The 17,886-nt window shown below is 68.0% G+C and carries 17 protein-coding genes and 1 pseudogene; 1 reads left to right on the top strand and 17 read right to left on the bottom strand.

Translation table 11 applies throughout. The annotated features are described in order from the left end of the window. Nucleotides 1-32: 32 nt before the first annotated feature. The 15 genes and pseudogenes from nusB to ACVWZ8_RS17595 form a co-directional block, all read right to left on the bottom strand. Nucleotides 33-443 carry a transcription antitermination factor NusB gene (gene nusB / locus ACVWZ8_RS17665; protein WP_426978091.1) on the bottom strand — a complete coding sequence of 137 codons (411 nt, stop codon included), beginning with the start codon at nt 441-443 and terminating at the stop codon, nt 33-35. After that, nucleotides 443-1,006, bottom strand: a complete 564-nt coding sequence (efp, locus tag ACVWZ8_RS17660; protein ID WP_136322650.1) for an elongation factor P — start codon at nt 1,004-1,006, stop codon at nt 443-445. Before efp ends, nusB begins: the two co-directional genes overlap by 1 nt. Before the next feature lie 167 nt (nt 1,007-1,173). After that, entirely contained in the window at nt 1,174-1,692 is a 519-nt protein-coding gene (locus ACVWZ8_RS17655; protein WP_426978092.1) for a tetratricopeptide repeat protein, read from the bottom strand. After that, on the bottom strand, nt 1,692-2,783 hold the full coding sequence (gene aroB, locus ACVWZ8_RS17650) for a 3-dehydroquinate synthase (RefSeq protein ID WP_426978093.1): 1,092 nt from the start codon (nt 2,781-2,783) through the stop codon (nt 1,692-1,694). The genes ACVWZ8_RS17655 and aroB overlap by 1 nt, the downstream gene beginning before the upstream one ends. Continuing rightward, on the bottom strand, nt 2,780-3,355 hold the full coding sequence (locus tag ACVWZ8_RS17645) for a shikimate kinase (protein ID WP_426979922.1): 576 nt from the start codon (nt 3,353-3,355) through the stop codon (nt 2,780-2,782). The genes aroB and ACVWZ8_RS17645 overlap by 4 nt, the downstream gene beginning before the upstream one ends. A gap of 29 nt (nt 3,356-3,384) precedes the next feature. Then, nucleotides 3,385-4,584 carry a chorismate synthase gene (gene aroC, locus ACVWZ8_RS17640; RefSeq protein ID WP_426978094.1) on the bottom strand — a complete coding sequence of 400 codons (1,200 nt, stop codon included), beginning with the start codon at nt 4,582-4,584 and terminating at the stop codon, nt 3,385-3,387. A gap of 26 nt (nt 4,585-4,610) precedes the next feature. Beyond that, on the bottom strand, nt 4,611-5,603 hold the full coding sequence (locus ACVWZ8_RS17635) for a shikimate dehydrogenase family protein (protein WP_426979923.1): 993 nt from the start codon (nt 5,601-5,603) through the stop codon (nt 4,611-4,613). Continuing rightward, nucleotides 5,600-7,267, bottom strand: a complete 1,668-nt coding sequence (gene mltG / locus ACVWZ8_RS17630) for an endolytic transglycosylase MltG (protein WP_456505353.1) — start codon at nt 7,265-7,267, stop codon at nt 5,600-5,602. Before mltG ends, ACVWZ8_RS17635 begins: the two co-directional genes overlap by 4 nt. Beyond that, nucleotides 7,248-7,862: a Holliday junction resolvase RuvX gene (ruvX, locus tag ACVWZ8_RS17625; RefSeq protein ID WP_456505352.1), complete on the bottom strand. Its 615-nt coding sequence runs from the start codon at nt 7,860-7,862 to the stop codon at nt 7,248-7,250. Before ruvX ends, mltG begins: the two co-directional genes overlap by 20 nt. Before the next feature lie 10 nt (nt 7,863-7,872). Continuing rightward, nucleotides 7,873-10,551, bottom strand: a complete 2,679-nt coding sequence (alaS, locus tag ACVWZ8_RS17620; RefSeq protein ID WP_456505351.1) for an alanine--tRNA ligase — start codon at nt 10,549-10,551, stop codon at nt 7,873-7,875. 215 nt (nt 10,552-10,766) lie between these two features. Next, nucleotides 10,767-10,976 (bottom strand): annotated as a pseudogene (locus ACVWZ8_RS17615) (hypothetical protein); the annotation flags it as partial. 20 nt (nt 10,977-10,996) lie between these two features. Next, nucleotides 10,997-11,371: a DUF948 domain-containing protein gene (locus ACVWZ8_RS17610; protein ID WP_354241058.1), complete on the bottom strand. Its 375-nt coding sequence runs from the start codon at nt 11,369-11,371 to the stop codon at nt 10,997-10,999. Nucleotides 11,372-11,516: 145 nt separating this feature from the next. Next, nucleotides 11,517-12,143, bottom strand: a complete 627-nt coding sequence (gene rpsD, locus ACVWZ8_RS17605; protein ID WP_354241056.1) for a 30S ribosomal protein S4 — start codon at nt 12,141-12,143, stop codon at nt 11,517-11,519. A gap of 196 nt (nt 12,144-12,339) precedes the next feature. Next, a complete protein-coding gene (locus ACVWZ8_RS17600) occupies nt 12,340-12,738 on the bottom strand; it encodes a cupin domain-containing protein (RefSeq protein WP_426978098.1) in 399 nt (132 codons plus the stop codon). A gap of 214 nt (nt 12,739-12,952) precedes the next feature. Next, complete coding sequence (locus tag ACVWZ8_RS17595; RefSeq protein WP_456505350.1) at nt 12,953-14,392, bottom strand: replication-associated recombination protein A; 1,440 nt, start codon at nt 14,390-14,392, stop codon at nt 12,953-12,955. 64 nt (nt 14,393-14,456) lie between these two features. Between ACVWZ8_RS17595 and ACVWZ8_RS17590 the strand changes: the two genes are divergently transcribed. Then, nucleotides 14,457-15,104: an acVLRF1 family peptidyl-tRNA hydrolase gene (locus ACVWZ8_RS17590; protein ID WP_456505349.1), complete on the top strand. Its 648-nt coding sequence runs from the start codon at nt 14,457-14,459 to the stop codon at nt 15,102-15,104. Between the two features lie 69 nt (nt 15,105-15,173). On the opposite strand, the gene ACVWZ8_RS17585 is transcribed toward ACVWZ8_RS17590, so the two are convergent. Next, entirely contained in the window at nt 15,174-15,980 is an 807-nt protein-coding gene (locus ACVWZ8_RS17585) for a GNAT family N-acetyltransferase (RefSeq protein WP_456505348.1), read from the bottom strand. Between the two features lie 79 nt (nt 15,981-16,059). Further along, nucleotides 16,060-17,832: an aspartate--tRNA ligase gene (gene aspS / locus ACVWZ8_RS17580; protein ID WP_456505347.1), complete on the bottom strand. Its 1,773-nt coding sequence runs from the start codon at nt 17,830-17,832 to the stop codon at nt 16,060-16,062. Nucleotides 17,833-17,886: the final 54 nt, after the last annotated feature.

Genomic DNA, 17,886 nt, shown 5'->3' with positions numbered 1-17,886 from the left:
TGTGCGCCGGACGGGGTTTCCTCTTGCCTGATTCAGGCGAGCAGCGAAGGCTTCAGCTGCTGCAGGCGGCCGAGCAGGCCGTTGATGAACGACGGCGACTCGTCCGTGGAGAGGGTCTTGGCCAGCGCCACGGCCTCGCTCACCGCGACTCCGTCCGGGACGTCGTCGTTGTAGATCAGCTCCCAGGTGCCGATCCGCAGGATGATGCGGTCCACCGAAGGCATCCGCTCCAGGGTCCAGCCCTGCGAATAGGTTTCCAGGAACTCGTCGATCGCAAGCTGGTGCGACACGACGCCCTCGACGATTTCGAGGGTGTACGGGTTGACGATCTGGTCCGTCTGTTCGCGACGGGACTTCAGCACATCGAACGCCGAGACGGAGCGCTGCTCTGCCTCGAAGAGTACCTCCAGGGCCCGGTTCCGGGCCTTACCGCGGGCACTCACTAGTCGTTGACCCGGCCGAGGTAGCTGCCGTCGCGGGTGTCGACCTTGACCTTGGTGTTGTTCTCGACGAACAGTGGCACCTGGATCTCGTAACCGGTCTCGAGGGTGGCGGGCTTGGTGCCGGCCGAGGAGCGGTCGCCCTGCAGGCCCGGCTCCGTGTAGGTGATCTCGAGCACGACGCTCGGGGGCAGCTCGATGTAGAGCGGGTTGCCCTCGTGGATGGCGATGTTGACCATCTGGTTTTCGAGCATGAAGTTGGTGGCGTCGCCCACCGTGGGACCGGGGACTGTGAGCTGGTCGAAGTCCTGCGTGTCCATGAACACGAAGTCGGCACCGTCCTGGTACAGGTACTGGTAGTCGCGGCGGTCAACCGTGGCGGTCTCGATCTTGAGCCCGGCGTTGAAGGTCTTGTCGACGACCTTGCCGGACATCACGTTGCGCATCTTGGTGCGCACGAACGCGCCACCCTTGCCGGGCTTGACGTGCTGGAACTCAATGATGTTCCACAGCTGGCCCTCAAGCTTAAGGACGGTTCCGTTCTTGATGTCGTTAGTGGTTGCCACTGTATCCTCTGGTTTCCTTTGTGACTGGTTCTAGCTGCCAGCCGCTTATGCCAGGCAGGCATGCCAAACGGCCCGCCAGCGCGTATTTATCAAAAATCCAAGATCCATTCTACCGGTTCCCGCGGCTGGCTGCCGGACGGGGTATCAGGAGGCCTCGGGGACGGCCCCTAGGAGGCGAGATCCAGCACGTCCCGGGCGCGCTGAAGTGCCACTGTGGACGCGTAGATCAGGGCCGCGTCGGCGGAGCCGGCCACGCGCAGGTCCAGGGCGTTGGCGAAGGATTCGACGGCGGCGGCAATGTTGCCGCCGGCGAAGTAGGAGCGCCCCAGGTGCTGGCGGATGACGGCCTCGTCCGGGGTGCCCCTGGTTTCAGCCAGCAGCTGGCGGAACAGCTCCACGGCCCGGTCGGCGCGGTGGGTCACCCTGAGCACGTCAGCCTCGAAGATGCGCAGGCGCAGGGAATCCGGGTTCTTGTACCGGGCCTCGGCGAGCAGTTCGGCGGCTTCCGCGGCGTGCCCTTCGACGAGGCGCACGAAGATCAGGTCGCCGGGATCCTGCGAGCCGGCAAGCGCCGCGGCGCAGGCGTCCTCGTTGACGATCTCCGGCATCAGGCTGACCGGGTTGATCTTGATCCCGAGGAAGCCGCCGTCAGGCCAGTCGCTGGTGCCGCCCCTGGTGCCGTTCATCAGGAGGCGATCTCCTGGTAGGCGGCGAACAGCAGCGAGGTGTCCGGGACGTCGAGGATGCCGGGACGCCCGACGCCGTCGAGCACCACGAAACGCAGCAGGTCGCCGCGCGATTTCTTGTCCCTGCGCATGCCGTCCAGCAGCGCCTGCCAGCGGTCCCGGCGGTAGGTGATGGGAAGCCCGAGGCTCTCCAGGATGGTGCGGTGCCTGTCGGCGTCGGCGTCGCTGAGCCGGCCGACGCTGCGGGCGAGCTCCGCCGCGAACATCATGCCGACGGAGACGGCCGCGCCGTGGCGCCAGGAGTAGCGCTCGGCCAGTTCGATCGCGTGCCCCAAGGTGTGGCCGTAGTTGAGGATCTCGCGCTGTCCGGTTTCCTTGAGGTCCGCCGATACCACCCTGGCCTTGACGGTGATGGCGCGTTCGATCAGTTCGCGCAGTACGTCCGAGCGGGGATCGGAGACGGCGGCAGGGTCCTGTTCGATCAGCTCGAGGATGGCAGGGTCGGCGATGAACCCGCACTTGATGACCTCGGCCATGCCGGAGATGATCTCGTTCTTCGGCAGGGTGTCCAGGGTGTCCAGGTCGGCGAGGACGCCGGCGGGCGGGTGGAATGCCCCGACGAGGTTCTTGCCCTCGGCGGTGTTGATGCCGGTCTTCCCGCCGACGGCGGCGTCCACCATGCCCAGCAGGCTGGTGGGCATGTGGATGACCTTGACCCCGCGCAGCCAGGTGGCTGCCACGAAGCCGGCGAGGTCGGTGACGGCTCCGCCGCCGACGGCGACGACGGCATCCGAGCGGGTGAAGTCGTTCTGTCCCAGCACCTGCCAGCAGAAGGACGCCACCTCGATATGCTTGCCTTCTTCGGCGTCCGGGATTTCGGCGGTCAGCGCGGTGAAGCCCGCCGAGGCGAGTTCCTCACGGACGGTGTCGCCGGTGAGCCGCAGGGCGCGGGGGTGGATGACCAGGACCCGTTTGACGCGCTCCCCCAGCAGGGCCGGGAGGCCCGACAGCAGGCCGCGGCCCACCACGACGTCGTAGTTCTCGCCGGGCGTCTGGCCGGTTACCTTGATGACGGTTGATTCGGTAATCACTTTTCAACTTCCTTTGTCGCTGCCGGCATGGATCCTGCCGCGGTTTTCGCGGTGACGGGCCCACCCAGCGCATCTTCCAGCCGGTGTGCGATGTCCGGAACTGATCCGCTCCGGACGTCGATGACAAGGTCGGCCAGCCGCTCGTAGACGGGCCGGCGGGTGGCGAACAGTGCCTTCCAGCGTTCCATGGCGTCGCCTGCCAGCAGCGGCCGGCCGGAGTTCCTGGCAATGCGCTCTGCTACCGTCTCCGCATCGCATTCGAGGTACACCACGGTGCAATGTTCGAGCAGCTGCTGCGTTCCGGAGTCCAGCACGGCACCGCCGCCAAGTGAGATGACAGTGTTGGTGCCCTGGGCGTCCTCGATGGCCTGCCCCACGGCCCGGGCTTCCAGTTCACGGAAGGCGTGCTCGCCCCGGCCCGCGAAGATTTCGGCGATGGACCCGTGGTTCGCGACAATCACGGCGTCGGTGTCCACGAACGCTGCCCCCAGCTGCTGGGCGAGCTGTTGTCCGATCGCCGATTTACCCACGGCCATCGGCCCGATCAGCGCAATGGGCCGGCCAGTCTGCATGGCCGGCACGGCACTGTTTCCGGCCGGCACTACTGGCCGATCGAGTCCAGGGACGCCGGAATATTGTCCAGGTAACCCTTGATGTTGCGGGCGGTTTCCTGCACCGAATCGCCGCCGAACTTTTCCGTGACCGCTTCGGCGAGGACGAGGGCCACCATGGCCTCGGCGACGACGCCGGCGGCCGGGACCGCACACACATCGGAGCGCTGGTGGTGCGCCTTGGCGGGCTCCCCCGTGCTGACGTCCACGGTCCTGAGGGCGCGCGGCACCGTGGCAATCGGCTTCATGGCCGCGCGGACGCGCAGCACGTCGCCGATGCTCATGCCGCCTTCGATGCCGCCGGCACGGTTGGACGTGCGGATGATCCTGCCGTCCGCATCCTTGACGATCTCGTCGTGGGCGGCCGAGCCGCGCCGGGAGGCTGTGAGGAAGCCGTCGCCGACCTCGACGCCCTTGATCGCCTGGATGCCCATCAGCGCGCCGGCAAGGCGCGAATCGAGGCGGCGGTCCCAGTGGACGTAGCTGCCCAGTCCCGGCGGCAGCCCATAGGCGAGCACCTCGACCACGCCGCCAAGGGTTTCGCCCTCCTTGTGGGCGACGTCAACCTCGGCCACCATGGCGTCCGAGGTTTCACGGTCGAAGCAGCGCAACGGGTCGGCGTCGAGGGCCAGGACGTTGCCCGGGACCGGCAGTGGACGGCCCTCGGGAACGGCGGTGCTGGCGATCGACACTGTGTGGGAGACCAGCTCGATGCCGAGTTGCTTGAGGAAGGCCGAAGCGACAGTGCCGAGGGCTACGCGGGTGGCGGTTTCACGGGCGCTGGCGCGCTCCAGGACCGGTCGCGCCTCATCGAAGCCGTACTTCTGCATGCCGGTGAAGTCCGCGTGTCCGGGCCGGGGGCGGGTCAGCGGGGCATTGCGCGCCTGGTCGGCGAGGATTTCGGGGTCCACGGGATCGGCAGACATGATCTGCTCCCACTTGGGCCATTCGGTGTTGCCGATCTGGATCGCGACCGGTCCGCCCTGGGTCAGGCCGTGCCGGACGCCGCCGAGGATGGTGACCACGTCCTGCTCGAATTTCATCCGGGCGCCGCGGCCGTAACCGAGCCGCCGGCGGGCCAGCGCATCGGCGATCCCGGCGCTGGTGAGTTCAACACCGGCGGGGACGCCTTCGATAATTCCGACCAGGGCCGGACCATGGGATTCTCCGGCAGTCAACCAACGCAACATAGATTCCATCCTGCCATGTAAGGAGCTCAGAACACCCGTCGGGGCGCCCCCACTGCGTCACACATCACATCTATGACTTCCTCCGGGACGGCGTCGCCGAGCCGGGTGAAATGGCGTACCTGTTCCAGCGCCTGGTAGATCAGCATCTCGAGTCCGGGGACCACGGTGCCGCCGGCATCCTGCCAGACCGCCGCGATCCGGCTGGGCCAGGGATCATAGGCCACGTCCAGCAGCACGCCGGGGCGGTTCCGGCCGGTTTCCGGGCTACGCTCCCCCGCCTGTGCCTGTCCAAATTCCGGCCCGAATTCCTGCCCAAATGACTCCGCCAGCTCCTCGGCCAGCTCCGCGGCCAGCGTGTCCGCGGCCCGCGGCGGCAGGGTGGAAATGACGACGTCTGCGGCGGCGACGGCGGCTGCCGCGCCGGCGATCGGAAGCACACGGACGGGCAGCCCGACGGCGGCGGAAGCGGCGCGTGCTTCGGCGGCGCGGCCCACGTCGCGCACGAAGACGTCTACGGCGGCGGCCCCCAGTTCCTTCAGCGCTGCGATTGCCGCTGCCGCTGTTCCGCCGCCGCCGAGGATGGCGGCAGCGGGTGCGGAGGCCGCGCCCGCGTGACGCAGGGCGTTAACAATGCCGGCGACGTCCGTGTTGTAGCCGATCAGCCGGGGGGATCCCGTGCTCTCCCGGAAAGGGCCGACGCCGGAAGGGTCTCCGCCGGGGGCGCCGGGTTCGAAGGCGACCGTATTGATGACGCCCAGGGCGCGGGCCACGCCGCGGACCTCATCCACCTCTGCGACCATTGCGGTCTTCAGCGGCATGGTGACCGACAGACCCCGCCAGCCAACGCCGCGCCGAACATCGTCCCGTAACCGGGCCATGAAGGCCGGCAGCTCCGCCTCCGTCACGTCGATCGCCGAGTAGCCGAGCTCAACCCCCAGATGGGCATAGGCAGCCCGGTGCAGCGCGGGCGACTTCGAATGGCTGATGGGATGCCCAAGGACGGCGGCCCGGAGCGTCATACGCAGCGGCCCGGGTTGGCCTCGCACCAGGCGTTGTACTTTTCCACGTAGCCGTTGTGCTCGGCGAGGGTCTTCGAGAACTTGGTCTCTTTGGTGTCCAGGTTGATGGTCACCCAGTAGAGGTAATCGTTGGACTTGGGCTTCGCAGCGGCGTCAATGGCCGTCTTCCCTGGTGAACCGATGGGCCCGGCCGGCAAGCCGGTGTTGGCGTAGGTGTTGTACGGGTTGGACTTGTCGGTCTTCTGCGCCTCATCGATGTGGAAGCTCCGGATCCCCAGCCCGTAGGTGACCGTCGCATCGGACTGGATCAGCCCGTTGGTTTCGGTGTTGTCGGGCTTGAGCCGGTTATAGACCGCACCGGCCACGTCCCCGTATTCAGCCTGGCCGCCTTCCGCCTGGACGATGCTGGCCACCGTGACGGCGTCGTACTGCTTGGCCTGGTCCGTGACGCCCTGTACCTTGAGTTCGTCCAGGGTCGCGGACACGAGCTTCTGCAGGATGTCCTTGGCGGGGGTGCCGAGCGGGAACCGGTATTCACCGGGGGCGAGGAAGCCTTCGAGGTTCTTTGACTTCGCCGGAAGGCCGAACTGGGCCGGGGAATCGCTGAGTTCCTTCAGCTGCGAGGCGGGAACTCCGGTGCCCTCGGAAATCGCCTGCAGGGATTCGCCGATCCTGAGGCCGGCGCTGAGGGCGAAGTACATGACCTTGCCCTTGTCCTTGTTCAACAGCACGTCCACGGCGTCGGAATTCTTCATTTCGGTGCGCAGGGAGAAGTCTCCCGGGCTCAGCGCGCCGCCGGAGGCCGCAAACTCCTTGAGGAAGGCGTCTGCGTTGGCGACGACCTTCTTGTCCTGGAGTTCCGTGGCGACGGATTTGGGGCCGGCACCTGGGGGCACGGTGATGGTCACCTCGCCGGTTCCCGGTCCCGGGTAGTCGGCCACCGTATCGCCGCCGAGGAGGGGTTTGACTAACTGTGCCCCCACGACGATCGCCACCACGAAGACCGTCAGGCTCAGCACGAGGGCGAGGAAACGGCGCCGGCGGCGGATCTTCTTGGAAGGGCCCTTGGCGGTCCGGATGGCGGAAGCTCCGGCCATCACCTCATGCCCGGCTTCCTCGTGGTGATAATCAGGGTCGCGGACAGCTTCATCGGCGTAGACAACATGGGCCTCGTCGTCGGGGTGGGCCTCGTTGCCGTGGTGTTCAGCCCCGTGGTGGGTCTGGTAGAAGTGCTGCTGATCAGCTGCGCGGTGCGGTTCAGCCTCAGGGGAGATGCCGCCGGCATACTCGTGCCCGGCGTCTTCGTCCACGGCGTCTTCGTGGGCCGCCTCTTCGTGCACGGTGGGCTCAGCGGCGGGGAGCTCCGGGGCGTCGGCCGTCCCGAGGGGCTCGGAATGCCGGGGAGGGCCGGGCGGCTGCGTTTGGGGCCGGGCTGCTTCCGGCTGCGGTTCGGGGCGGTTCGGGGCGGATTCGGCGTCCGGCGCCGGACGGGGCGGCGGCGCCGTCGGGCTGTCCTGCCCGGTCTCAAAGGCCTGCGGCGGGATGGCTTCGTGACCCTGGGTCAGAAGAGACTTTTCCCGGGCCCTGAGCTCTTTGCGCGTCAGCGGTCGGCCGGAGCCGCCGAAAGCGTCACCAGAGGAGTCGTCACTGTTGACCGGGCTCACTGTAGCCTTCCATTTGGTGCTGATTGCGTTGGGCAGATTGCGTGTGTATGTCCGGGGCGGCGTTCGCGCCATGCCCGGTTGGCCCCGGAGCGGTCTCCGCGTAGACGCGGCTTCCGATCTCCGTTCCCCTGGCCTTTTGCATATCGATCGCGTGTTGCAGGATACCTGCGGCCGCAACCTGATCAACTACCTTACGGTGATTCCTGCTGCCCACGCCAGCTTCGTGCAGGTTGCGGTGCGCGGTGACCGTGCTCAGCCGCTCGTCGACGAGCCGGACCGGGACCTCGGAACCGCGGTCCCGGAGGGCACCTGCCAGCAGCTTTGCGTAGTCCGTGGCCATCCGCGCGGAGGCGTGCTCTTCGCCTTTCATCGTCCGCGGCAGGCCCACGAAGATCTCGACGGCATGGAGCTCTTCGGCCAGGGCCGCGAGGATCCGCACGTCGGTGTTTTTCTTCGCGTTCCGTTCCAGCGTGCGCAACGGCGTCGCCAGGATGGCGTCGCGGTCACAGACCGCGACGCCGACCCTGACAGTGCCGACGTCCACCCCGAGTTTCACGCCCTGGGGGTAGACGGCGGGCACTGCAGCTCCAGTCACTGGTATTCCGCTAGCGCCGGGTGATGGCGTCCACGACGGCGGTGAGGGCCGCGCCGACCGTGGACGCGTCCGTGCCGCCGCCCTGGGCGACGTCGTCCTTGCCGCCGCCGCCGCCGCCGAGGATGCCGGCGGCGAGGCGCACCAGGGCGCCCGCCTTGACTCCGGCCGCGCGGGCGGCTTCGTTGGTGGCGATCAGGATGACGGGACGGTCGTTGCTGACACCGGCCACCGCGACGGCGGCAGGCGCGGAACCGAGCCGGGTCCGCAGGTCCAGGGCCAGGCCGCGCAGGTCATCCGCGCCGCTGACCTGGCCGGCGTCGTGGGCGATGACCTTAACGCCGGCGGCGTCCCTGGCGGTGCCGGCAAGCTGTGCGGCGGCCGCCGTGAGCTGCTCCCTGCGCAGCCGCTCAAGTTCCTTCTCGGCCGTCTTGAGCTTGGTCAGGGTGGTGGCGATCCGGTCCGCGAGCAGTCCGGAGGGAACCTTGAGCATTTCCGTGAGCTCTGTGACGAGTGCGCGTTCGGCGGCGAGGTGCCGGAAGGCGTCCATGCCCACGAAGGCCTCGACGCGGCGGTTTCCTGAACCGACGGACTGTTCCCCGAGCAGGGACAGGCTGCCGATCAGCGAGGTGTTCTCGACGTGGGTGCCACCGCAAAGCTCGCGGGACCAGGCGCCGTCGATCTCCACGACGCGGACCTCGTTGCCGTAGTTCTCACCGAAGAGCGCCATGGCGCCGAGGGCCTTGGCCTCGGCGAGGCCCATGACCTTGGTATCCACCCGGAAGTTGTTCCTGATGGCGATGTTGGAGACTTCCTCGATCTCGGAGCGGGTGGCGGCGCTGAGGCCCTCGCCCCAGGCGAAGTCGAAGCGCAGGTAGCCGGCTCGGTTGAAGGAGCCGCGCTGCAACGCGTCCGGGCCGAGGATCTGGTGCAGGGCCGCGTGCACGATGTGCGTTCCGGTGTGGGCCTGCTCGGCGGCGTGGCGGCGTTCCCGGTCCACCGCAGCCTGGACCAACGAGTCGGCACCGATTTCACCCTCACGGACGATGGCCTTGTGCACGCTGAGGCCCTTGATCGGGCGCTGGACGTCCAGGACCTCGACGACGAAGCCGTCACCGGTGATCAGGCCGGTGTCGGCTGCCTGCCCGCCGGCCTCGGCGTAGAACGGGGTTTCGGCGAGGACGAGTTCGATTTCATCGCCCGTGGAGGCCTGCGGGACCTTCCGGCCGCCAGCCAGGATGCCCCGGACCTTGGATTCGCCGGTGAGTTCGGCGTAGCCGGTGAAGACGGTCTCGCCGGCGGCCAGCAGCTCCTGGAACGCGCTGAGATCGGCGTGGGAGCCCTTCTTGCCCTTGGCGTCGGCCTGGGCGCGTTGGCGCTGTTCGAGCATGAGCTTGCGGAACTCGGGCTCGTCGACCTTCAGCCCGGCCTCCTCGGCCATTTCGAGCGTGAGGTCGATCGGGAAGCCGTAGGTGTCGTGCAGGGCGAAGGCGTCCGCGCCGGAGAGCGGCCGGCCGGCGGCCTTGGACTCCTGGACGGCGTCCTCGAGCCGGGCCGTGCCGGACGCGATGGTGCGCAGGAACGCCCTCTCTTCGGCGTAGGCGATCCGGCTGATCCGGTCGAAGTCGGTCTCCACGATCGGGTAGACGCCCTTCATGGCGTCGCGGGAGGCGGGCAGCAACTCCGGCAGGCAGGCCTTTTCGACGCCGAGCAGGCGCATGGAGCGCACGGCGCGGCGGATCAGGCGGCGCAGCACGTAGCCGCGGCCCTCGTTGGAGGGGGTGACGCCGTCGGCGATCAGCATCAGGGCCGAGCGGATGTGGTCGGCGACGACGCGCATCCGGACGTCGTCGGTGTGGTGCGGGTCCTCGGCGGACTCGGCGGAGGTGTATTCCCGGCCGGAGAGGGCGGCGGCCCTGTCGATCACGGGGCGGACCTGGTCCGTCTCGTACATGTTCTCGACGCCCTGCAGGATCATCGCCAGGCGCTCCATGCCGAGGCCGGTGTCGATGTTCTTCTTGGGCAGTTCGCCGGTGATGTCGAAGTCCACCTTGGAGCGGACGTTATCGATCTGGTACTGCATGAACACGAGGTTCCAGATCTCGACGTAGCGGTTCTCGTCAGCGATCGGGCCGCCCTCGACGCCGTACGACGGCCCGCGGTCGTAGTAGATCTCGGAGCAGGGGCCGGCCGGTCCGGGCTGGCCGGTGGACCAGTAGTTGTCCGCCTTGCCCATCCGCTGGATCCGCCCGGCCGGCATGCCGGTGTTCTTCAGCCACAGCTGCTCGGCCTCGTCGTCCTCTTCGTAGACGGTGACCCAGAGTAGCTCCGGCGCCAGGCCGTAGCCGCCGTCGTCAACGCTGCTGGTGAGCAGCTCCCAGGCGAACTTGATGGCGTCTTCCTTGAAGTAGTCGCCGAAGGAGAAGTTGCCGCACATCTGGAAGAAGGTGCCGTGCCGGGCGGTCTTGCCGACTTCCTCGATGTCGCCGGTCCGGATGCACTTCTGCACGCTGGTTGCCCGCTTGTAGGGGGCTTCCTCCCGCGCGGTCAGGTACGGAATGAACGGGACCATGCCGGCCACCGTGAACAGCAGGGAAGGGTCGCTGGAGACCAGGGAGGCGGAGGGAACCGCCGTGTGGCCATTGCTGACAAAAAAGTCGATCCAGCGCTTCGTGATCTCCTGCGACTTCATGAGCTGATTACTTACCCTTCAATATTCACTGCGTTCGTGGTCCACGCGTGTACTCCGCGGAACAATGTGGTTCCGGTCCGCGGACCGGCCTGGCCGCCCGTGGCAGGGTGCGGCCCTTACTAATTCTCTCCCGGCTAGCGCCGGACTGCATCCCGGCGGTCGGCGCCCTTGTCGGCGCCCTTGCCAACGACGCTGTCGGCGTCTCCGTCAATGCCGGTGTCAACGCCCAGGGCGCGGCGCAGCTCGGTCTCCCGTTCGTGCATGCCTTCACGCACGGCGCCGGCGAAGTCGTACAGGCCGTCGGCGAGCCGTCCGACGGCGCGGTTCAGGCCTGCGGGGCCGAGATTGGACTGGGCCTCGGTGACCTTGCGGAAGGCGATGACGCCGATGGCGACGCCGATTCCCATCCAGATGATTCTGTTCATGTCAGTTTCTCCAGCTGGGCTTAGCGGCTGCGGCGGCCGGTGGCGGGCTTTTTGCGGGCGGTGAAGGCGGAACGTACGCCGTAGCTGAAGGCCGCAACCTTGATCAGCGGCGACCCCACCGTGGCGGCCACGAGGGAGGACAGCGCCGAGATGTTGGCAGAGGCGTCCGAGACGTTGGAGGCGATCCCGTCGACCTTCTTCAGCTGCTCATTCGTGGTGGAGACGGTGGCGGTGACTTCGTCCATCAGCGGGGTGGCGCCGTCGCTGATCGAGCGGATGGACGTCCGCACCTCGTCAAACACTCCCCCGAGCTTCAGAATCGGCACGGCGAGCAGCAGGACCAGCAGTGCAAACACTCCGGCCGCGATCAGGCCGGCAATATCGCCACCAGACATAGACGTTCATCTCCTTGTTGCGTCGTATTCCTGCAGCGTGCTCCGACTGACACAGCCGGCAACCGCAGAACTCCCCCAAGTACCTTACATACAAAGAAGCCCGCGGCGCTTGCCACGGGCTTCCTTGTAAGGTGTTGCGTTGGATCTAGCGTGCGTAGAATTCCACGACGAGCTGCTCTTCGCAGGTCACGGGGATTTCGGTGCGCTTGGGGCGGCGCACGAGGCGGGCCTGCAGGGCGTCAAGCTTGACGTCCAGGTAGGCCGGAACCATCGGCAGGACGTCGCGGTGCGCGCCGGCCGCCGCAACCTGGAGCGGGACCATGGTTTCGCTGCGGCTGTGGACGTGGACCAGCTGGCCCTCGGAGACGCGGAAAGACGGGCGGTCAACGCGGATGCCGTCAACCAGGATGTGGCGGTGGACAACCAGCTGGCGGGCCTGGGCGATGGTGCGGGCGAAGCCTGCACGCAGCACGAGGGCGTCGAGACGCATTTCGAGCAGTTCGATCAGGTTTTCACCGGTCAGGCCCTTGGTGCGGCGTGCTTCTTCGAAGGCACGCGTCATCTGGGCTTCGCGGATGCCGTACTGGGCGCGCAGACGCTGCTTTTCGCGCAGACGTACGGCGTAGTCGGAGTCCTGCTTCTTGCGGGCACGGCCATGCTCACCGGGGCCGTACGGGCGGCGCTCCATGTACTTGGCGGCCTTGGGGGTCAGAGCGATGCCGAGCGCACGCGAAAGGCGGGCGGTACGGCGAGCACGAGTGTTGTTAGCCACTTGTGTCCTTCCAATATCTGCGGTGTGTCAGTGTTACTGGCCTCCACGATGGAGAGCATCGGCCAACCGCTGCCTTTTGCTACTGGGCACAGGGCAAACCCCATCAAATCAGCATCAGATACTGAATTCGGTGGGATTGTGCGTCCGTGCCTTGCCAGACAACGAATAAGCCTACCATGGCGGGGCTGGCGGGCCGTCAGGTCCTGGCGTGCACGCCCCGGCTGCTGCGCCGCCCGAACGAGGCCGCTCCGAGGAATTCCACGGCCACGAAGGATGTGGCCCCCACCACCCACTCATCATGGCCGGGCGGGATCGCGAACGTATCGTTGGCATGGATTGTGGAGCGCAGCCCGTCGGAGGACTCCACTTCCATCGCCCCGGAGACGCAGAATCCGAGATGGTGGTGCTGGCACAGTTCGGTCTGTTCGAAGGGTTTGATGCATTCGGACCACCGCCAGCCCGGACCGAGAATCAGCCGGGCCACGGAATAGTCATTCACGGTGACAAGATCGAATTCGGCTTTCTCCGGGCACCGCTTCTTGTCCGGGGCATCAAAGGACTTAACAGCCATGGTTGTGACGAAATTTACGGGCATTGGATACGACCTGTGAACTGGGACGGAGCAACCCGGTGTGGAACCAGGCGACTGACGTGCCGGCCGCCGACCTGAGGTCCGGGAAAGCGAAGAACCGGCAATATGTGCCGCTGTCCCCCCAGCAAGGCACGCACGTGCAGCAGATCCTTGCTCACGTAATTCCACGTTAGACCTCCCGGAGGGGAAGTCAACGGGCAGTTTCCGTGCCCGCCGGTCATTTGCCGCGGATGATCTTCCGCAGCCGCTCCAGCCGGGTGGAGATGTCGCGTTCCGCGCCGTTGGCGGTCGGCTCGTAGTAGTTGCGTCCCACCAGGTCGTCCGGCGGGTACTGCTGGGTGGCCACCGAGTGCGGTGCGTCATGGGCGTACTTGTAGCCCTTCCCGTGGCCCAGCTGTTTCGACCCCGGATAGTGGGCGTCGCGCAGGTGCGCAGGGATGCCGTTGCCCAGCCCGGCCCGGACATCGGCGATCGCCTGGTTGATGCCCAGATAGGCGGCATTGGACTTGGGCGCCGTGGCGAGGTGCACCACGGCCTCGGCCAGGATGATGCGGCCTTCCGGCATGCCGATCAGCTGCACGGCCTGCGCCGCGGCGACGGCGGTCTGCAGCGCCGTCGGATCGGCCATGCCGACGTCCTCGGCCGCAGAGATGACAATGCGCCGGGCCACGAACCGCGGGTCCTCCCCGGCTTCGAGCATCCGGGCCAGGTAGTGCAGGGCGGCGTCGACGTCGGAGCCCCGGATGGACTTGATGAAGGCGCTGGCGACGTCATAGTGCTGGTCGCCGGCGCGGTCGTAGCGCACGGAGGCGACGTCAAGGGCCCGTTCCGTGTGCTTGAGCTCGATCGTGACCGGAGCCGGTTCTCCCGTACCGGCCGTGCCGTCGGCGTCGTCCGCGTCGCCGAACGCGACGCCGGCGGCCGCCTCAAGCGCTGTCAGCGCCCGGCGGGCGTCCCCGCCGGAGAGCCGGACAAGATGTCCCAGGGCCTCGGCGCTGAGTTCGACCTTGCCGCCCAGCCCGCGGAGATCCGCTGCGGCCCGCAGCAGCAGCCCCTCGACGTCGGCGTCGGTGAGTGGCTTGAGGGTCAAGAGCAGGGACCGGGAGAGCAGCGGGGAGACGACGGAGAAGGACGGGTTTTCGGTGGTCGCGGCCACCAGCACCACCCAGCGGTTTTCGACGCCGGGCAGCAGCGCGTCCTGCTGGGCCTTGTTGAAGCGGTGGATCTCGTCCAGGAACAGCACGGTGGTGGTCTTGAAGAGGTCCCGGGCGGTCAGGGCCTCCTCCATGACACGCCGGACGTCCTTGACGCCGGCGGTGATGGCGGAGAGCTCCACGAACTTCCGGCCCGGACCCTTGGCGATCACGTGCGCGAGAGTGGTCTTGCCGGTGCCCGGGGGTCCCCAGAGGATCAGCGAGCTGGGGCCGGCGGGGCCGGTGGCGTCCGTGCCGGCAGCGAGCTGCCGCAGCGGTGATCCCTGGCCGAGGAGATGCTGCTGGCCCACCACGTCATCCAGCGTCCGGGGCCGCATCCGGACCGCGAGCGGGCTGCGCGGCGAGGAGGGGCCGCCTGCGGACTGCCCGTCGCCGGACTCCTCGGCATCGCCGTCGTTGTTTCCGCCGGCGTTGTCCTGCCCTGCGCCAAAGAGATCATCCACATAGATAGGCTACTTCTAGTTCCCGACCGCACTGCACCCACAACCCTGAACGGAGTCCCGAGCCATGGCCACCACCGACACCCGCCTGGCGTTCGTGTCCGGCACCCGCCTGCCTGGCTGGGTGGAGCGCTTCGCCGCGAGCCACGGCGCGGTGAACGGGGAAGAGCTCGACGGCGGCCTCCAGCTGCGCGCCGCGGACGGGGCCGCGGCCCTGCTGCAGGCACCGTGGCCGGTGGACGGGCGGCCCGGCCGCGGCAGCGACACCGTCTCCCGGCTGGCTTCCCTCGCCGGGCAGCCGAGGAGCATCGGGGCCGTACTGGTCCGCCGGGGCGGTTACTCCGTGGCCGTTATCAGCGCCGGCGCCGTGCTGGCGTCCAAGACCGGCACGCGCCATGTCCAGTCCCGGACAGCGGCCGGCGGCTGGTCCCAGCAGCGGTTTGCCCGGCGCCGGGCCAACCAGGCCGATGCCCTGGTGGAGGCCGTCGCCGGCCATGCCGCCCGGATCTTCGGGGCGCACCCCATCGAATACATCGCGCCTGGCGGCGACCGGACCCTCGCCGAACAGGTGCTCGACGAGCCGGTGCTGAAGCAGTACGGTGCGCTGGCGAGGCTGGCGTTCCTGGACGTCCCGGACCCGCGCGCTGCGGTGCTGAAGAAGGCCGCCGCGGACCTGTGCGCGGTGCGGATCCTGGTGACCGACCCGCCCGCTTGAAAGACCCGCGCCCCTGCAGGCGGGGGGACCGCCGGAATGGCGCGCGGGCGGCGCCCATGGCGGCAATCCTCAGCAGCCGGTCAGGTGCCGCTTCGGCCGCTCCTGCCGGTAGAGGTACCGGCAGGCTTCGCGGAAGCCGGCCCGGGCATAGAGGTCCCGGGCCCCGGCGTTGGAGGCCATCACGAGCAGCCAGCAGCCTTCCACGCCGCGGGATGACCCGGCGGCCAGCAGCGCCCGCAGGATCCTGGCGGCGTAGCCCCGCCGCCGGGCGTCCGGCCGGGTTGCCATGCAGTACAGGCCGGCCCAGCCGCCTGCCCCGACTGCCCCGCCGGGAGGAGGAGGAACGGCGAGCCGTCCGACGGCGGCCGGCACGCCGTCGTCGTCCCGCAGCAGCGCGTACAGCGAGGGGCAACCTTCGAGGATTTCGCGGGCGACGCCGAGCGCCGCCTCGTCTCCCCGGCCGTCAACGCTCCACCAGAGACGCATCCATTCCGCAGTGGGCTCAGCGGAGAGCTCGACGCCGGAGCCTGGCTCCGGCGACTCCGTGCCGCCGTCCCGGACCAGCACCAACGTTTCGGACTGCCGGGTGAAGCCCTCCTCGTCGAGCACGGCGTGCAGGCCGGCATGACGCGGGCCTTCGAACATCTGGAAAATCAGCGGCAGGCGGCGGCTCCGGTACCAGAGCCGCGCCTCCCGCAGCGCAGGGAGCTGCCGGTGCGGGTCTTCGCCAGGGTTCCGGGGCCAGACGGAGTTGGCACGCTGCGTCACGCCGGACGCGGCGCGGAGCACCCAGCCGCCGGACTCCTCCCGCTCGGCGGCGGGCCAGGCGGCATCCATCAGCGCCTCCAGATCGGGCAACTCGGCCGGCTCCGTCATTTCTTCCCTTCAACACCTTCAATGAGACGGCAGAGGCCCCCCGGTTTCCCGGGGAGCCTCTGCCGTTGAACCATTCAGGTTATTCGGCCTTCTTGGCTTCCGGCTTGAAGTCAACGCCGGCTTCCTTGCGCTGCAGCGCCGTGATCGGCGCGGGCGCCTGGGTCAGCGGGTCGAAGCCGCCGCCGGACTTCGGGAAGGCGATGACGTCGCGGATGGACTCAACGCCGGCCAGCAGTGCGACCACGCGGTCCCAGCCGAAGGCGATGCCGCCGTGCGGAGGCGCACCGAACTTGAAGCCCTCGAGGAGGAAGCCAAACTTGGTCTGGGCATCTGCCTTGTCCAGGCCCATGAGTTCGAAGACCCGTTCCTGGATGTCGCGCTCATGGATACGGATGGAGCCGCCACCGATTTCGTTGCCGTTGCAGACAATGTCGTACGCGTAGGACAATGCCGCTTCGGGATCCTTGTCGAAGCTGTCCATGAATTCGGGCTTGGGCGAGGTGAACGCGTGGTGCACGGCGGTCCACTGGCCGGCACCGACGGCGACGTCGCCGGAGGCGACGGCGGCTGCGGCCGGTTCGAACATCGGGGCGTCGACAACCCACACGAACGCCCAGTCCGACGGGTTGATCAGGCCGGTGCGGTGGCCGATCTCGACGCGGGCGGCACCCAGCAGGGCACGGGCCGCGGACTTCTCCCCTGCGGCGAAGAAGATGCAGTCGCCGGGCTTGGCACCGACGGCACCGGCCAGGCCGGCACGCTCAGTCTCAGTCAGGTTCTTGGCCACGGGGCCGGCCAGTTCACCGTCCTCCTTGAAGAGGACGTAGGCCAGTCCCTTGTGCCCGCGCTGCTTGGCGAACTCCTGCCAGCCGTCCAGGGTGCGGCGCGGCTGGGAGGCCCCGCCCGGCATGACGACGGCGCCGACGTAGGGGGCCTTGAAGACGCCGAAGCCGGTGTCCTTGAAGAACCCGGTCAGCTCGGTGAGCTCCACGCCGAAACGCAGGTCCGGCTTGTCCGAGCCGTAGCGGGCCATCGCGTCGTGGTAGGTGATGCGCTGGATCGGCGTCGGGATCTCGACGTCGATCAGCTTCCACAGTGCCTTCACGATGGATTCGCCGAGGCGGATGATGTCATCCTGCTCCACGAAGCTGGCTTCGATGTCGAGCTGGGTGAATTCCGGCTGGCGGTCCGCGCGGAAGTCCTCGTCGCGGTAGCAGCGGGCAATCTGGTAGTACTTTTCGAAACCGCCCACCTGCAGGAGCTGCTTGAACAGCTGCGGGGACTGCGGCAGCGCATACCAGGAACCGGGCGCGAGGCGGGCGGGGACCACGAAGTCGCGGGCGCCTTCCGGCGTCGAGCGCGTCAGCGTGGGGGTTTCGATCTCGACGAAGCCGTCCTGGTGCAGCAGTTCGCGGGCCACGCGGTTGGCCTCCGAGCGCAGCCGCAGGTTCCGGGCGGGGCCGGGGCGGCGCAGGTCCAGGTACCGGTGCTTGAGGCGTGCTTCCTCGCCCACTTCGACGTGCTCATCGATCTGGAACGGCAGCGGCTCGGAGGTGTTGAGGATGGTGACCTTCTCGGCCATGACCTCGATCTCGCCGGTGCCGAGCGCGGGGTTCTCGTTGCCCTCGGGGCGCCTGGACACGGTGCCCACGATCTGCAGCACGTACTCGTTGCGCAGACCGTGGAAAACCTCTTCCTCACGGACGACAACCTGGGCGACGCCCGAAGCGTCACGCAGGTCAACGAATGCGACACCACCGTGATCACGACGCCGGCCGACCCAGCCGGCCAGGGTTACGGTTTGTCCAATGTGCTCGGAGCGAAGTGATCCGAGGTCATGTGTGCGCAGCACAGCATACCTTTCAGAGGGAAGACAGAATCAAGTAAGTGAGGCCCGCTACTGGAA

The organism is Arthrobacter sp. UYCu723, assembly GCF_054059215.1.
The sequence above is the reverse complement of the archived record's forward strand: the minus strand, read 5'-3'. Positions and strand labels throughout refer to the sequence as shown.

Excerpts from the sequence above, each read along its gene's own strand:
- ACVWZ8_RS17655 (WP_426978092.1), bottom strand. The coding sequence starts at position 1,692 with ATGAACGGCACCAGGGGCGGCACCAGCGACTGGCCTGACGGCGGCTTC.
- ACVWZ8_RS17645 (WP_426979922.1), bottom strand. The coding sequence starts at position 3,355 with ATGCAGACTGGCCGGCCCATTGCGCTGATCGGGCCGATGGCCGTGGGT.
- aroC (WP_426978094.1), bottom strand. The coding sequence starts at position 4,584 with ATGTTGCGTTGGTTGACTGCCGGAGAATCCCATGGTCCGGCCCTGGTC.
- ACVWZ8_RS17635 (WP_426979923.1), bottom strand. The coding sequence starts at position 5,603 with ATGACGCTCCGGGCCGCCGTCCTTGGGCATCCCATCAGCCATTCGAAG.
- alaS (WP_456505351.1), bottom strand. The coding sequence starts at position 10,551 with ATGAAGTCGCAGGAGATCACGAAGCGCTGGATCGACTTTTTTGTCAGC.
- ACVWZ8_RS17610 (WP_354241058.1), bottom strand. The coding sequence starts at position 11,371 with ATGTCTGGTGGCGATATTGCCGGCCTGATCGCGGCCGGAGTGTTTGCA.
- ACVWZ8_RS17600 (WP_426978098.1), bottom strand. The coding sequence starts at position 12,738 with ATGCCCGTAAATTTCGTCACAACCATGGCTGTTAAGTCCTTTGATGCC.
- ACVWZ8_RS17590 (WP_456505349.1), top strand. The coding sequence starts at position 14,457 with ATGGCCACCACCGACACCCGCCTGGCGTTCGTGTCCGGCACCCGCCTG.
- ACVWZ8_RS17585 (WP_456505348.1), bottom strand. The coding sequence starts at position 15,980 with ATGACGGAGCCGGCCGAGTTGCCCGATCTGGAGGCGCTGATGGATGCC.